The sequence below is a fragment of the Streptomyces achromogenes subsp. achromogenes genome (genome assembly GCF_000720835.1).
GTDB lineage: Bacteria > Actinomycetota > Actinomycetes > Streptomycetales > Streptomycetaceae > Streptomyces > Streptomyces achromogenes.
Genome location: NZ_JODT01000003.1, coordinates 120,413 through 135,029, shown reverse-complemented (window position 1 = coordinate 135,029; position 14,617 = coordinate 120,413). Strand labels below are relative to the sequence as shown.

Here is a 14,617-nt window from a genome sequence, read left to right as displayed (position 1 = left end):
ACTCCTTGCGTGACAGGGCCGTTGACCACGCGGCCGGAATGGTGGTGCGGGCACATCGCGCGCTCACATGCCCCAGCGCAGGGCCGGGGTCTTCACCGGCGCGTCCCACAGCCGCAGCAGTTCCTCGTCCACCTGGCACAGCGTCACCGAGACGCCCGCCATGTCCAGGGAGGTGACGTAGTTGCCGACCAGGGTGCGGGCCACGGCGACACCGCGTTCGCGCAGCACCCGCTGCACCTCGGCGTTGAAGCCGTACAGCTCCAGCAGCGGGGTCGCGCCCATGCCGTTGACCAGCACCAGGACGGGAGAGCGCGGCGGCATGTCCTCCAGGATGACGTCGACCGCGAAGTCGGCGATCTCCCCGGAGGTCATCATCGGCCGCCGCTCCCGGCCCGGCTCCCCGTGGATGCCGATGCCCAACTCCAGCTCGCCGTCCGGCAGATCGAACGTGGGACTGCCCTTCGCCGGGGTCGTACAGGCGCTGAGGGCCACGCCGAAGCTGCGGGAGTTGTCGTTGACCCGGCGGCCGATGGCCTCCACGCGCTCCAGCGGCTGCCCCTCGGCCGCGGCGGCGCCCGCGATCTTCTCCACGAACAGCGTCCCGCCCGTACCCCGCCGCCCGGCCGTGTAGAGGCTGTCGGTGACCGCCACGTCGTCGTTGACGAGCACCTTGCCGACCTGGATGCCCTCGTCCTCGGCCAGCTCGGCCGCCATGTCGAAGTTCAGCACGTCACCGGTGTAGTTCTTCACGATGAACAGCACCCCCGCGCCGCTGTCCACGGCCGCCGCGGCCCGCGCCATCTGGTCCGGCACCGGCGAGGTGAAGACCTCTCCGGGGCAGGCGGCGGAGAGCATGCCCGGGCCGACGAAGCCGCCGTGCAGCGGCTCGTGCCCGGAGCCGCCGCCCGACACCAGCGCGACCTGTCCGGGCACGGGGGCGTCCCGGCGGACGATCACGCGCTTGTCCACGTCCACGTTCAGTTCGGGATGCGCCGCCGCCAGACCGCGCAACGCGTCCGCCACGACCGTCTCCGGTACGTTGATCAGCATCCTCATAGGTGTCTCCTCGCGAACCTGGCCCTAGACTGCCGTGACGGGGCGTCAGGTGCCGACGGTCACCCGGTGGAGACAGCCGTTCGTCCCGTCTACGGGCAGTATCCGCCCTGCGGCAGCCCAGGTCACGTGTGATCGCCCGGCTTTACGTTCCGTAGCGAACCGTCGACCAAGGGGAACAGCACTCTACCGGGCCCCCCGGACCGCGCCGGCACCAACTGCCCCGCCCAGCCCGGCCGGTTGGTCGCCGGAAGCGCCGCCGAAGAGGCCGGGAGCGCCACCGAGGAGATCGTCCGGCGGTCGTACGCCTCTCCCGGCCTCCGGCACCGCATCGGCCGCCGCGTCCGGGGAACCCGGTGGCACGGAGCCCCGCAGGCCGCCGACCGAGGAGGTGCCGTCGCCGTGGACGAGTGGAAGATGTGGGAGCACGACGGGGTGAGACTGTCCGCGCGCGAGCGGCTGGCGCTGGCGCGGATCGAGGCGGGCCTCAGGCAGGACCGGCGGTTCGCCCGCCGGATGGGCGACGCGCGGTACGGCCTGTGGCTGCCGGTGGCGGTGCTGCTGCTGGCGGTCGCGTCGGTGTTCGTCGCCGTCATGGGCATCCGCACCTCGGACCCCGCGCTGCTGTGGTGCTTCGCGCTGCTGTGGCCGTTCACCCTCATCCAGGCGTTCCGGCTGCTGTGCCGGGCCACCCGCCCGCGCCTCCGGCGGCCCCACCGCCGCCCCCGGCCCACGCCGTGGCTGTGAACCCCGTGCCCTCGTAGCCTCACGGTCATCACATGACACGCGCCGCCCGGGCCACGAGGGCCGGGCGGCGCGTCGGGTGTCGGGCCGGACCGGGGTACCCCGGGCGGGCGTCAGCTCTCCTTGCCCCGCCCCGACAGCGCGTCCCGCAGCCGGTCCACCAGGCCCGCTCCCGGTGCCAGCAGCTTGTTGGCCGGGGGAGTGTCCGGGGCCGAGGGATGCGGGCGGGTCGGTGCCATCCGCTTGGCCCGGCGGACCTTGTCGCCGAGCTCCATCAGCGCGTCCGGGGGACAGGCCGCCTCCAGCCGCGGGAACAGGTTCTGCTCCTCGTCGGTCACATGGGAGCGGATCTCGCTCATCAGCCGCGTCATCAGCCTGTCCAATTCAGGATCGTCCGCCCGGCAGCCCTCCAGGTCCTTCATGATCTGCTCGGCCTCGGCGTGGTCCTCGAGTTCCTTGTCCGCCAGCGCGTCACCGCCCGCCACGTGCTCGCGCACCGCCGGGTAGAGGTAGGCCTCCTCGGCGACCGAGTGCCGGACCAGCTCGATCGTGGCCTGGTCGCACAGGTCCTTGCGCTCCGGCGAGCCGGGCGGCAGCGCCTCGAAACGGCCGAAGATCTCCTCCACCTCACGGTGGTCGGTGGTCAGCTCCTGGATAACGTTCCCGCCGTGACCCATGGTCGTTACCTCCTGCGTGAGACGCGGCGGCCCGGGAGGGGCCGTGCCGTCGCCGTGCCGAGTGCCCCGGGTACCGCGCGTTACACGGACCGCCGCGCGCGGTCAGCGGATCGAGTGACGGGCGGCGGCCGTCAGGCCCGCCCCGGACAGCGCCCACGCCCACCAGTGGTCCAGCAGCGACGGGGACAGCGCGTCCGCCGCCACCAGCGCCGGCCAGCCCACCGCGCGCGCCTGCGCCGTGACCTTGGCCCCGCCCGCCACCGGATCGACCGCGATCACCGGGGTGCCGGTCCGCAGCGCCAGCACCAGACCGTGCAGCCGGGTGGTGACCACCAGGTCGCAGCGGGCGACGAGGGCGAGGAACTGCTCGGCGGTGGCGCACAGCCGCCAGTCGTCCACGGCCAGCCGGGTCTCGGCCGGCACCCGCGCGCAGTCCTGGCCGGCCAGCCAGCCGGTGATCGTGCCGTTGACCTCCGCGTGCCGCCGGCGCGCGCCGTACTCGCCCTGCCCCGAGGAGAGCACCACCGCGACCACCGGCGGCAGCGGGTCCACCGGGGCGTGTGCCGCGAGGTCCCGGCGGGCCGGGGCCGCGGTGCCGTCCCGGGCGACGATCGTATGGAAACCGGTGGCCGCCGGGTCCGCCGGATCGACCACCGAGACCCCGGCCGCCAGTCGTGTGCAGGACCTGAACCTTGCATGCAGCGCGGCGAATTGGGGGCCGTACACCGGCCCGCACACGAACAGCAGGGTGTCGTAGGCGTCCGGGTCGGCCGTCTCCAGGGAGAGCGCCCCGGGCCGGAACCCGGGGCTCCACGCCGTGTCGTGAGGGATGCCCGCCCCGGTCAGCGCCGCCGACATGTGCCGCTGGGCGAGCACGTCCCCGGCCGTCGCCTCCCCGTCCCGGAAACTGAACCAGCCGGTGAGCAGCAGCTTCTTCGGGGGCCGGCCCGGCCCGCGCAGGGTGTGCAGCACGGCTGCCGGGACGTCGTGGTGCATGGGGGTCTCCACCGTGGTAACGGGGGCGTCTGAGTCGCGCGAGTACCCGTGGTTCCGGAGAATAAGAGTCCAACGCGTGAATCCAACTGGCAGGGGAACCCAGCTGCCAGTGCCGTCCAGCCAGTGGCGGCCCCGCAGGGCGGTCCCGGACCTCTCCGGGACCCGGGCCCTGTCCTCTTCCTCCCCGACGGACCGGTGACGCCGGGCCCGGTGACGCGGCGCGCGTCGAACACCCGTATGCAGCCCGGCCGTACGCGAACGGCGCCTTTCCACGGCGCGCTTCCGGCCGCGCGCGACGCGGACGAAGGACGACGAAGGAGAAGCCCCATGACTGGTGCCACACCGTTCTCCTGGCGGCGCGCCCTCGTGACCGGCGGTGCCGGCTTCCTCGGCTCCCACCTGTGCGAGCGGCTGCTGGATTCGGGCGTCGAAGTCGACTGCGCCGACAACCTGGTCTGCGGCCGGCGCGAGAACATCGCGCACCTGGAGGCGCGGCCCGGCTTCCGGTACGTGTACTGCGACGTCAGCGCGGCCGACTGCGCCGACCACCTCCCGGGCCCGTACGACCTGGTCCTGCACTTCGCCTGCCCCGCCTCGCCCGCCGACTACCTCCGCCTGCCGCTGGAGACCCTGGAAGCCGGCAGCACCGGCACCCGCAACGCGCTGGCCGTCGCCGAACGCGACGGCGCCCGTTTCCTGCTCGCCTCCACCTCCGAGGTGTACGGAGATCCCCAGGTCCACCCGCAGCACGAGGGCTACTGGGGCAACGTCAACCCCGTCGGGCCGCGCAGCGTGTACGACGAGTCCAAACGGTTCGCCGAGGCCCTGGTCACCGCGCACACCGGCACCCGGGGCACGAACGCCGGCATCGTGCGGCTGTTCAACACCTACGGGCCGCGGATGCGCGCCCACGACGGCCGGGCCGTGCCCACCTTCATCTGCCAGGCCCTGGCCGGCGAACCGCTCACCGTGACCGGCGACGGCAGCCAGACCCGCTCCCTGTGCTACGTCGACGACACCGTGGACGGCATCCTGCGGGTCGCCGCGAGCAGGTCCGTACGGCCGGTGAACATCGGCGGCAGCGACGAGATCACCGTCGCCGACCTGGCCCGCCGGGTGGTCGCCCTCACCGGCTCCCGCTCCCCGATCGCGTTCGTCGACCGGCCCGTGGACGACCCCGGCCGGCGCCGCCCCGACACCACCCTCGCGCGCGAGCTGCTCGGCTGGTCGCCGCAGGTCCCCTGGGAGGAAGGGCTGAAGCAGACCATCGCGTACTTCACCGCCCTGCCCCCGGAGCCGGTGGCGCCCGCGCGGGACCCGGCCCCGCAGTCCTGACCCCCGCCCCTCACCGGCCCTGGAGACGCGCATGCACGTCCTCGGAATCAACGCACTCTTCCACGACCCCGCCGCCGCCCTGATCACCGACGGCCACGTCGTGGCGGCGGCGGAGGAGGAGCGGTTCTCCCGCCGCAAGCACGGCAAGCGGCCCGTACCCTTCTCCGCCTGGGAGCTGCCCGAGCAGTCGGCCCGCTGGTGCCTGGAGCAGGCCGGTCTCACCCCGTCCGACCTGGACGCCGTCGCCTACTCCTACGATCCCGTCCTCGCCCGCCCCGCCGCGGAGATGGGCCTGCACGACCCCTGGGACCACCTGCGCCAGGAGTACGCCCGGCAGGCCCCGGACTTCCTCGCCGAGGCGCTGCCCGGACTCGACCCGGCCAAGGTGCGGTTCGTCCCGCACCACGTGGCGCACGCCGCGTCCGCCGGGGCCGTCTCCCCGTACCCCGACTGCGCCGTGCTCGTCCTCGACGGCCGCGGCGAGTGCGGCTCCCACCTGGCCGGGCGGTACACCAACCGCGAGCTGACCGTCCTCGCCACCCAGCAACTGCCCGACTCCCTCGGCCTGTTCTACGAGGACCTCACCCAGCACCTCGGATTCCTGCGCAGCAGCGACGAGTTCAAGGTCATGGCGCTCGCCTCCTACGGCACCCCGCGCTTCGCCGCCCGGCTGCGGGCGTACGTCCACGCCGACGACCAGGGAGGCTTCCGCGCCCGCCCGGTGCCCTGGGCCGACCTCGTCCCGCCCCGCCCGGCCGGCGGCGCCTGGCACCAAGGCCACGCCGACCTCGCCGCCAGCGCCCAGCTGTGCCTGGAGGAGGCCATGCTGGCGCTCGCCCGCCACCTGCGCGAACGCACCGGCGAGGACGCCCTCGCCCTGGCCGGCGGGGTCGCGCTGAACTGCGTCGCCAACACCCGGCTGTGGCGCGAGAGCGGCTTCACCCACATCTGGGTGCAGCCCGCCGCGGGCGACGCCGGCACCGCGCTCGGCGCCGCCGCGCACATCGCCGGGCAGAAGGACACCCTGGAGCCGATGGAGACGGCCGCCCTGGGCCGCGGCTGGAGCGACGCCGAACTGCGGGCCTGGCTGGAGCGGGCCGCCGTACCCTACGAGGAGCCCGCCGACATCGCCGAGACGGCCGCCGAGGCACTGGCCGCCGACGGGATCGTGGCCTGGTTCCAGGGGCGCAGCGAGTACGGGCCGCGCGCGCTCGGACACCGCTCCCTGCTCGCCCACCCCGGCAAGGCCGAGAACCTGGAGCGGCTCAACGCGGTCAAGGGCCGCGAGGAGTTCCGGCCCGTCGCCCCCATGGTGCTCGCCGAACGCGCCGCCGAGATCTTCGACGGGCCGCTGCCCAGCCCGCACATGCTGTTCGTGCACGACGTGGCCGCCGACTGGAAGGCCCGCATCCCGGCCGTGGTGCACGTCGACGGCACCGCCCGCATCCAGACCGTCGACCGCGCCCGGGAACCCCTGGTGGCCCGGATGATCGACGGCTTCGAACGGCGCACCGGGCTGCCGGTGGTGGTCAACACCAGCCTCAACACCGCCGGACGGCCCATGGTGGACGATCCCCGGGACGCCCTGGAGTGCTTCGGCTCGGCCCCCGTGGACCTGCTGGTGCTCGGCCCGTTCGCGATCCGCCGGGGAAAGGCGTTCGCATGAGCGACGCGCCCGCCTACACCGTCGTCGTCCCCACCATCGGCCGGCCCTGCCTCGCCGAGTGCCTGCGCGCGCTCGCCGAGGGCACCGTCGAGCACACCCCGCACGAGGTGGTCGTGGTGGACGACCGGCCCGCGCCCGAGGGCGGCCTGCCGCTGGAGAGCGCCGGACAGCTCCTGGACCGGGTACGCACCCTGCGCACCGGCGGCAAAGGCCCGGCCGCCGCCCGCAACGCCGGCTGGCGCACCGTCCGCACCCCCTGGACGGTCTTTCTCGACGACGACGTCCAGGTGCTGCCGGACTGGTCCCGGCACCTCGCCGAGGACCTGCGCGCGGCCGGCCCCGACACCGGCGGCGTCCAGGGACGGCTGCGCGTCCCGCTCCCGGCGGACCGCCGGCCCACCGACTGGGAACGCACCACCAAGGGCCTGGAGAACGCCGCCTGGGCCACCGCCGACATGGCCTACCGCACCGAGGCGCTCAAGCGGACCGGCGGCTTCGACGAACGCTTCCCGCGCGCCTTCCGCGAGGACGCCGACCTCGCCCTGCGCGTCCAGCGGGCCGGCTGGAACCTCACCCGGGGCACCCGGATCACCCGGCACCCGGTCCGCCCCGCCCACTGGTGGGCCTCGCTGCCCGCCCAGCGCGGCAACGCCGACGACGCCCTGATGAACCGGCTGCACGGCCGGGACTGGTGGGACCGCGCCCAGGCGCCCCGCGGCCGGCTGCCCCGCCACCTGGTGGTCACCGGCGCGGCCCTCGCCGCCACCGCCTGCGCGCTGGCCGGGCGGCGCCGCACCGCCACCGCCTGCGCGGCCCTGTGGACCCTCGGCACCGCCGAGTTCGCCCTCGCCCGGATCATGCCCGGCCCGCGCACCGCCCGGGAGGTCGCCGGGATGCTCGGCACCAGCGTGCTCATACCGCCGCTCGCCGTGCGGCACTGGCTGCGCGGCCTCGTCCGGCACCGCAACGCCCGGCCGCTGGGGGGTGCCGGATGACCACCGTGTCCGCGATCCTGTTCGACCGCGACGGCACCCTCGTCGCGGACGTGCCCTACAACGGCGACCCGGAGCGGGTCCGGCCGCTGCCCGGCGCCCGGGAGGCCGTCGCGCTGGCCCGCTCCCACGGCCTGGCCACCGGCGTGGTCAGCAACCAGTCCGGCATCGGCCGCGGACTGCTCACCACCGGGCAGGTCCGGCGGGTCAACGAGCGCGCCGACGCGCTGCTGGGCGGGCTGGACCTCTGGCTGTTCTGCCCGCACACCCCCGAGGACGGCTGCCCCTGCCGCAAACCCCGCCCCGGCCTGGTCCGCGCCGCCGCCGTCCGGCTGGGCGTCCCGCCCGCCGCCTGCCTGGTCGTCGGCGACATCGCCGCCGACGTGCTGGCCGCCCGCGCCGCCGGCGCCCGGGGCGTGCTCGTACCCAACGCGGCCACCGCGCCCGAGGAGAGGCGGCGGTTCGCCGACGACAGCGCCCCCGACGTGCTCACCGCCGTACGAGACGCCCTCGGCGCCGCCGCGGGGAGGGCACCGGCATGAGATCCCTCGTCGTCCGCCTCGACAGCTTCGGTGACGTGCTCCTCGCCGGGCCCGCCGTCCGCGCCGTCGCCGCCCACAGCACCCACGTCACCCTGCTGTGCGGCCCGCGCGGCGCGGACGCCGCCCGGCTGCTGCCCGGCGTGGACGAGGTCCTGGTGTGGGAGGCGCCCTGGGAGGGCTTCGACCCGCCCCCGGTGCGCCCCGCCGACATCGACGCCCTCCTCGGACGGCTGCGCGCCGGCGCCCACGACAGCGCGCTCGTCCTCACCTCCTTCCACCAGAGCCCGCTGCCCACCGCCCTGCTGCTGCGGCTCGCCGGCATCGGCCGGATCGGCGCCGACAGCACCGACCACCCCGGCCGGCTCCTCGACGTACGCCACCGCCGGCTGCCCGGCCGGCACGAGGCCGAGGCCGCCCTCGACACCGCCGCCGCCATGGGCTTCACCCCGCCCCCGAACGACGACGGACGGCTGCGCGTCCTGCCGCCCCCGGACACCGGCGGCCTGACCGGCTACGGCCCCTACGTCGTCCTGCACCCCGGCGCCAGCGCCCCCGCCCGCGCCTGGAGCCCCGACCGCTGCGCCGAGGCGGTCGCCCTGCTCGCCGACGCCGGACACCGCGTCGTCGTCACCGGCGGCCCCGGCGAACGGGACCTCACCCGGCGGGTCGGCGGCGACGTGGCCGTGGACCTCGGCGGCCGGACCTCCCCGCGCACCCTCGCCGGGGTGCTGCGCCTGGCCGACGTCGTGATCAGCGCCAACACCGGCCCCGCCCACCTCGCCGCCGCCGTCGGCACCCCCGTCGTCTCCCTGTTCGCGCCGGTCGTCCCCGCCGAACGCTGGGCGCCCTACGGCGTCCCCGTCATCCTGCTCGGCGACCAGTCGGCGCCCTGCGCGGACACCCGGGCCCTGACCTGCCCGGTGCCCGGCCACCCCTGCCTGGACGAGGTCACCGGCCAGGACGTGGTGCGCGCGGTCCACAAGCTCATCCAGGAGCGGCCCTCATGAACATCCTCGTCTGGCACGTGCACGGATCCTGGCTCACCACCTTCGTGCAGGGCCCGCACACCTACCTCGTCCCGGTCACCGAGGACCGCGGACCCGACGGCCTGGGCCGCGCGCGGACCTGGGACTGGCCCGGGTCCGTCCGGGAACTCACCCCCGCCGAACTCCGGGACGCCGACATCGACCTGATGGTCCTTCAGCGACCGCACGAACCCGACCTGGCCCGGCGCTGGACCGGCCGCCGGCCCGGCCTGGACGTCCCCGCCGTCTACGTCGAGCACAACAGCCCCGACGCCGCACCCGAACGCCAGCGCCACCCGCTGGCCGGACAGTCGGCCGTCCCCCTCGTGCACGTCACCCACTTCAACCGGCTGATGTGGGACAACGGCCGGGCCCCCACCGAGGTCGTCGAGCACGGCATCATCGACCCCGGCCCGCTGTGGACCGGCACCGAGCGGCGCGCCGCCGTCGTCGTCAACGAGCCGCTGCGCAGAGGCCGTACCACCGGCACCGACCTGCTGCCCGGGTTCGCCCGCTGCGCCCCCCTGGACGTCTTCGGCATGCGCACCGAAGGCCTCGCCGGCCACCTCGGCCTGCCGCCCGACCGCTGCCGCACCCGGGACCTGCCCCAGCACGAACTGCACCGGGAGATGGCCCGGTGCCGCCTGTACCTGCACCCCGTGCGCTGGACCTCGCTCGGCCTGTCCCTGCTGGAGGCCATGTTCCTCGGCATGCCCGTGGTCGCCCTGGACACCACCGAGGTCCGCGAGGCCGTCCCCGAGGGCGCCGGAGTGGTCTCGAACCGCCCCGACGTACTGCGGGACGCCGTACGGGCCTTCCTCGCCGACCCCGAGCACGCCCGCGCGACCGGCGCGGCGGCCCGGGCCGCCGCCCGCGCCCGCTACGGAGAGCGGCGCTTCCTGGACGACTGGGAGCGCCTGATCAAGGAGGTCACCCGATGAGCCGCATTCCGCACTCGGCCGGGCGCGTCGCCATGGTCTCCGAGCACGCCAGCCCCCTGGCCGCGCTCGGCGGGCCGGACGCGGGCGGCCAGAACGTGTACGTGGCGCAGACCGCCCGGCAGCTCGCCAGGAAGGGGTACCGGGTCACCGTGTACACCCGGCGGGACTCGGCGGGGCTGCCGGACCGGGTGACGCTCATCGACGGTGTGCAGGTGGTGCACGTGCCCGCCGGGCCGCCCGCGCCCGTACCCAAGGACGAACTCCTGCCCCACATGGGGGAGTTCGGGAACTTCCTGGCCCGGCAGTGGGCGCAGCACCCGCCCCACGTGGTGCACGCCCACTTCTGGATGTCCGGCCTGGCCGCGCTGGCCGGCGCCCGGGACCTGAACATCCCCGTCGTGCAGACCTACCACGCGCTGGGCACCGTCAAGAAGCGCTACCAGGGCGCCGCCGACACCAGCCCCCCGCAGCGCCTCGCCGTCGAGGAGGCCATCGGCCACGAGTGCGCCCGGATCATCGCCACGTGCAGCGACGAGGTGGCCGAGCTGAAGGCCATGGGCCTGCCCGAGGACCGGATCAGCGTCGTGCCCTGCGGCGTCGACCCCGAACAGTTCGCCCCGGTCGGGCGCACCCGCCCGCCCGGCGCCCGCAGGCGGCTGCTCGCCGTCGGCCGGCTCGTGCCCCGCAAGGGCTTCGACCGCGCCATCCGCGCCCTGGCCGGCGTCCCCGACGCCGAACTCCTCATCGCCGGCGGCCCCGAGGCCGACCTGCTGCGCACCGAACCCGAGGCCGCCCGCCTGTACGGCATCGCCCGCGAGTACGGCGTCCTGGACCGGGTCACCCTGCTCGGCGGGGTCGGCCGGGCCCGCATGCCCCGGCTGATGTCCAGCGCCGACCTGGTGCTGTCCCTGCCCCGCTACGAGCCCTTCGGCATCGTCCCGCTGGAGGCCATGGCCTGCGGCACACCCGTCGTCGCCACCGCCGTCGGCGGCCAGCTCGACACGGTCGTGGACGGCACCACCGGTCTGCTCGTCCCGGCCGACGACGACCACGACCTCGGCGCGGCCCTGCGCGCCCTGCTCGCCGACCCCGACCGGCTCGCCCGCTACGGAGCCGCCGGCCGCGCCCGGGTCCTCGCCCACTACACCTGGGACCGGGTCGCCGACGGCGTGGCCGGGGTGTACGGCGCCGTGTCCCCGATCCGCTCGCTCTCGGGAGTCGTCCGATGAACACCGCCACCGACACCACGCACTGCGACGACCTCGCCAAGGCCCTGGAGGCGTTCCGCGACCACGCCCCCCTGATCGAGCGCTGGGGCACCGAACTCGCCCGGCGGCTCGGCTCGGGAGCCCGGCTGCTCGTCGCCGGCAACGGCGGCAGCGCCGCCCAGGCCCAGCACCTCACCGCCGAACTCGTCGGCCGCTACCGCGAGGACCGCCCGCCGTTCTCCGCCCTCGCCCTGCACGCCGACACCTCCTCCACCACCGCGATCGCCAACGACTACGGCGTCCAGGAGCTGTTCGCCCGCCAGACCGCCGCCCACGGCCGCCCCGGAGACGTACTCCTGCTGCTGTCCACCAGCGGCGCCAGCGCCAACCTGCTGTCCGCCGCCGAGCGCGCGCACCGGCTCGGCATGACCGTGTGGGCGCTGACCGGACGGCCCCCCAACCCGCTGCAACACGGCGCGGACGACGCCCTGTGCGTCGACGCCCCCCTGGCGGCCACCGTCCAGGAACTCCACCTGGTCGCCGTGCACATGCTCTGCGAGACCTTCGACCGGGCGGTGGAGAACGGCGAGACCGGGCGCGTGACCGCCGACGGCAGACCGGGGGTGGTTGGGCGGCTCGTCGGCCGGGCCCGCACCGTCGGCCGGACCCCGCCCGGCGGGCCCGTCGCCCCGCGGAAGGGGCAGGCATGACCGGCACACCGACCCCCCTGGCCCCCCTGGTCGTCGTCGGCGACGCCCTGCTCGACCACGACCTGTGCGGCCGGGCCGAACGGCTCGCCCCCGACGCACCGGTGCCCGTCGTGCACGGCACCCGGCGCAGCTCCCGCCCCGGCGGCGCGGCCCTCGCCGCCTGCCTCGCGGCGGCCGACGGACGCCCCGTCACCCTGGTCACCGCCCTCGGCTCCGACCCCGCCAGCGACACCCTGCGCGAACTGCTGGCGGGCCGTCTCCGGCTGGTCGAACTCCCCCTGGACGGCACCCTGGGCAGCAAGACCCGCGTCCTGGCCGGGGACCGGCCGCTGCTGCGCCTGGACGACGGTGAGGGCCGCGCCCGCGAGGCCACCCCGCAGGCGGTGGCGGCGGTCGCGGAGGCCGGGGGAGTCCTCGTCGCCGACTACGGCCGGGGCACCGCCGACGTCCTGCGCGACGCGCTGGCCCACACGGCGGCCCCCGTGGTCTGGGACCCCCATGTGCGCGGCCGGCCGCCCGTGCCCGGCGTCCGCCTCGTCACCCCCTCCGCCCAGGAGGCCCGCGCCTTCGCCCGGCGGCTGGCCGGGGACGACGAGGAGACGGCCGGCGACACGGCCGGACTGCGCACCGCCGCCCGGGACGCCCGCGCCCTGGTCCGGGCCTGGCGGGCACAGGCCGTCGCGGTCACCCTCGGCGACCGCGGCGCCCTGCTCTCGCACGGCGAGACCCCGCTGCTGGTGCCGACCCCGGGCGCCGCCACCGGCGACCCGTGCGGCGCCGGCGACCGGTTCGCCGCCGCGGCGGCCGGGCTGCTCGCCGACGGCACCCTCACCGAGGCCGCCGTCCAGGCCGCCGTGCACGCCGCCACCCGCTACGTCGCCGAGGGCGGCGCCCGCGCGGTCGCCACCCCGGACCAGCCGGAGACCCCCACCGACTCCCCGGCCGACGGCGACACCACCGCCGACGCCGTGCGCACCGCCGGCCGGGTCCGGGCCGCGGGCGGCACCGTCGTCGCCGCGGGCGGCTGCTTCGACCTGCTGCACGCCGGGCACGTCGCCCTGCTCCAGGCCGCCCGCCGGGCCGGCGACTGCCTGATCGTCTGCCTCAACTCCGACGCCTCCGTCCGCCGCCGCAAGGGCGGCGGCCGCCCCCTGGTGCCGGCCGCCGACCGGGTACGGGTGCTGCGTGCCCTGGAGTGCGTGGACGCCGTCGCCGTCTTCGACGAGGACACCCCCGAACGCCTCCTCGGCGAACTCCGCCCGCACATCTGGGCCAAGGGCGGCGACTACGCGCGGACCCCGCTGCCCGAACAGCCCCTGGTGGAGAGCTGGGGCGGACAGGTCCTGCTGCTGCCCTACCTCGACGGCCGCTCCACCACCGTCCTCGCCCGCCGGGCGGCCCTGACCCCCGCGGCGGGAGACCCCGAGTGACCCCCGCATCCACCCGGCCCGCCCCGGACCGAGCCGGCGCCTGGTACCGGTCCTCGCGCGGCCGTCCGGGCGAACGCGGGCCCGCCCGGCCCGTGCCGTCCCGCCGTCCCGGGGTACTCGCCGCTCACCTCGCGTTCCCGCCCCCGTCCCGAAAGGCCGCCCGGTGATCAGCACCCGCCCTCCTCCTCCCGCGGGCCCGCCCCACCGTCCGCCGCCGTCTCCCCTCCACCCCAAGGACCCACCCGGTGACCACTGAGCACACCCCACGCGTCCTGGTCCTGCGTGCGCTGGGCCTGGGTGACCTGCTGGCCGGTGTGCCCGCGCTGCGCGGGATCCGCCGGGCCTTCCCCGGGCACCAGGTCGTCCTCGCCCAGCCACCGGGCCTGACCGAACTCGCCCTGGCCACCGGGGCGGTCGACACCGTGTTCCCGGCCGAGGCGCCGGGCCGCGCGGTGCCCGACCTCGGCCACTGGCCGGGACCGCCCCCCGAGGTCGCCGTCGACCTGCACGGCAACGGACCCGAGAGCCGCGACGCGCTGGCCGCCCTGCGCCCGCGCCGGCTGCTCGCGCACGCCTGCCCGGACGGCCCGCCCTGGTCGGCGAACGTCAACGAACGCGACCGCTGGTGCGCCTTTCTGCGCGGCTACGGCATCCCCGCCGACCCCCGCGACCTGCGGCTGCCCCGGCCGGCCACGCCGTCCCCGGCGCCCGGCGCGGTCGTCGTGCACCCCGGCGCGGCCTCCGGCGCCCGCCGCTGGCCGCCGGAGCGGTTCGCCGCGGTCGTACGCTGCCTGCGCGCCGCCGGCCACCGCGTGGTCCTCACCGGCGGCCCCGGCGAGGACGCCCTGGTCCGCGAGGTCGCCGAACGCACCGGCCGGCCCGGCACCGACGTGCTCACCGGCGGCCTGTCGCCCGGCCGGCTGTCCGCCCTCGTCGCCGAGGCGTCCCTGCTGCTCAGCGGCGACACCGGCCTCGCCCACCTCGCGGTGGCCCATGGCACCCGCTCCGTCACCCTGTTCGGCCCCGTCTCCCCCCGCCTGTGGGGGCCGCCTCCCGGCCCGGACCACCTCGCCCTGTGGAAACCCGGCCCGCCCGGCGACCCGCACGGCCACGCCCCCGACGCCCGCCTGCTGCGCATCGGCACCGGCGAGGTCACGGCGGCCTGCCTGACCCTCCTGCGGGACGCCCGCGGCCGGCGCCGCCCCACCGGCCCGGAGGTGGCACATGTCCGCTGAGCACACCCTTGCCCCGGCCTGTCGGCCTACCGACCTGCTGGAGGGTAGGTGGCACATGTGCGT

14 protein-coding genes are annotated in these 14,617 nt (G+C 76.1%); 11 read left to right on the top strand and 3 right to left on the bottom strand.

Annotated features, from left to right (window positions below; all coding sequences use genetic code 11):
• Positions 1 to 63: 63 nt before the first annotated feature.
• Positions 64 to 1,056 (bottom strand): dihydroxyacetone kinase subunit DhaK, encoded by a 993-nt coding sequence (gene dhaK / locus IH25_RS0104115; RefSeq protein ID WP_030602987.1) that lies wholly within the window; start codon positions 1,054 to 1,056, stop codon positions 64 to 66.
• Positions 1,057 to 1,293: 237 nt separating this feature from the next.
• Between dhaK and IH25_RS0104110 the strand changes: the two genes are divergently transcribed.
• On the top strand, positions 1,294 to 1,800 hold the full coding sequence (locus tag IH25_RS0104110) for a DUF3040 domain-containing protein (protein ID WP_245172685.1): 507 nt from the start codon (positions 1,294 to 1,296) through the stop codon (positions 1,798 to 1,800).
• A gap of 110 nt (positions 1,801 to 1,910) precedes the next feature.
• On the opposite strand, the gene IH25_RS0104105 is transcribed toward IH25_RS0104110, so the two are convergent.
• Both IH25_RS0104105 and IH25_RS0104100 read right to left on the bottom strand, forming a co-directional pair.
• Positions 1,911 to 2,474, bottom strand: coding sequence for a hemerythrin domain-containing protein (locus IH25_RS0104105; protein WP_030602982.1), 564 nt, complete (start codon positions 2,472 to 2,474; stop codon positions 1,911 to 1,913).
• A 102-nt stretch (positions 2,475 to 2,576) separates the two neighbouring features.
• Entirely contained in the window at positions 2,577 to 3,470 is an 894-nt protein-coding gene (locus IH25_RS0104100) for a polysaccharide pyruvyl transferase family protein (RefSeq protein WP_030602978.1), read from the bottom strand.
• Positions 3,471 to 3,797: 327 nt separating this feature from the next.
• Here IH25_RS0104100 and IH25_RS0104095 point away from each other — a divergent pair, with 327 nt between their 5' ends.
• The 10 genes from IH25_RS0104095 (at position 3,798) to IH25_RS0104050 (ending at position 14,554) form a co-directional block, all read left to right on the top strand.
• Entirely contained in the window at positions 3,798 to 4,805 is a 1,008-nt protein-coding gene (locus IH25_RS0104095) for an NAD-dependent epimerase/dehydratase family protein (protein WP_030602976.1), read from the top strand.
• Positions 4,806 to 4,836: 31 nt separating this feature from the next.
• A complete protein-coding gene (locus IH25_RS0104090) occupies positions 4,837 to 6,471 on the top strand; it encodes a carbamoyltransferase family protein (RefSeq protein ID WP_030602974.1) in 1,635 nt (544 codons plus the stop codon).
• Positions 6,468 to 7,466: a glycosyltransferase family 2 protein gene (locus tag IH25_RS0104085; protein WP_030602972.1), complete on the top strand. Its 999-nt coding sequence runs from the start codon at positions 6,468 to 6,470 to the stop codon at positions 7,464 to 7,466. Before IH25_RS0104090 ends, IH25_RS0104085 begins: the two co-directional genes overlap by 4 nt.
• Positions 7,463 to 8,005, top strand: coding sequence for a D-glycero-alpha-D-manno-heptose-1,7-bisphosphate 7-phosphatase (locus tag IH25_RS0104080; protein WP_030602969.1), 543 nt, complete (start codon positions 7,463 to 7,465; stop codon positions 8,003 to 8,005). Before IH25_RS0104085 ends, IH25_RS0104080 begins: the two co-directional genes overlap by 4 nt.
• On the top strand, positions 8,002 to 9,012 hold the full coding sequence (locus tag IH25_RS0104075) for a glycosyltransferase family 9 protein (protein WP_030602966.1): 1,011 nt from the start codon (positions 8,002 to 8,004) through the stop codon (positions 9,010 to 9,012). The genes IH25_RS0104080 and IH25_RS0104075 overlap by 4 nt, the downstream gene beginning before the upstream one ends.
• Positions 9,009 to 9,971 (top strand): glycosyltransferase, encoded by a 963-nt coding sequence (locus IH25_RS0104070; RefSeq protein WP_030602963.1) that lies wholly within the window; start codon positions 9,009 to 9,011, stop codon positions 9,969 to 9,971. Before IH25_RS0104075 ends, IH25_RS0104070 begins: the two co-directional genes overlap by 4 nt.
• Positions 9,968 to 11,200 carry a glycosyltransferase gene (locus IH25_RS0104065; RefSeq protein ID WP_030602961.1) on the top strand — a complete coding sequence of 411 codons (1,233 nt, stop codon included), beginning with the start codon at positions 9,968 to 9,970 and terminating at the stop codon, positions 11,198 to 11,200. Before IH25_RS0104070 ends, IH25_RS0104065 begins: the two co-directional genes overlap by 4 nt.
• Entirely contained in the window at positions 11,197 to 11,889 is a 693-nt protein-coding gene (locus IH25_RS0104060; RefSeq protein ID WP_030602958.1) for a D-sedoheptulose-7-phosphate isomerase, read from the top strand. The genes IH25_RS0104065 and IH25_RS0104060 overlap by 4 nt, the downstream gene beginning before the upstream one ends.
• Complete coding sequence (locus IH25_RS0104055; RefSeq protein WP_030602956.1) at positions 11,886 to 13,319, top strand: PfkB family carbohydrate kinase; 1,434 nt, start codon at positions 11,886 to 11,888, stop codon at positions 13,317 to 13,319. The genes IH25_RS0104060 and IH25_RS0104055 overlap by 4 nt, the downstream gene beginning before the upstream one ends.
• A 245-nt stretch (positions 13,320 to 13,564) precedes the next feature.
• Complete coding sequence (locus IH25_RS0104050) at positions 13,565 to 14,554, top strand: glycosyltransferase family 9 protein (RefSeq protein ID WP_030602953.1); 990 nt, start codon at positions 13,565 to 13,567, stop codon at positions 14,552 to 14,554.
• Positions 14,555 to 14,617: the final 63 nt, after the last annotated feature.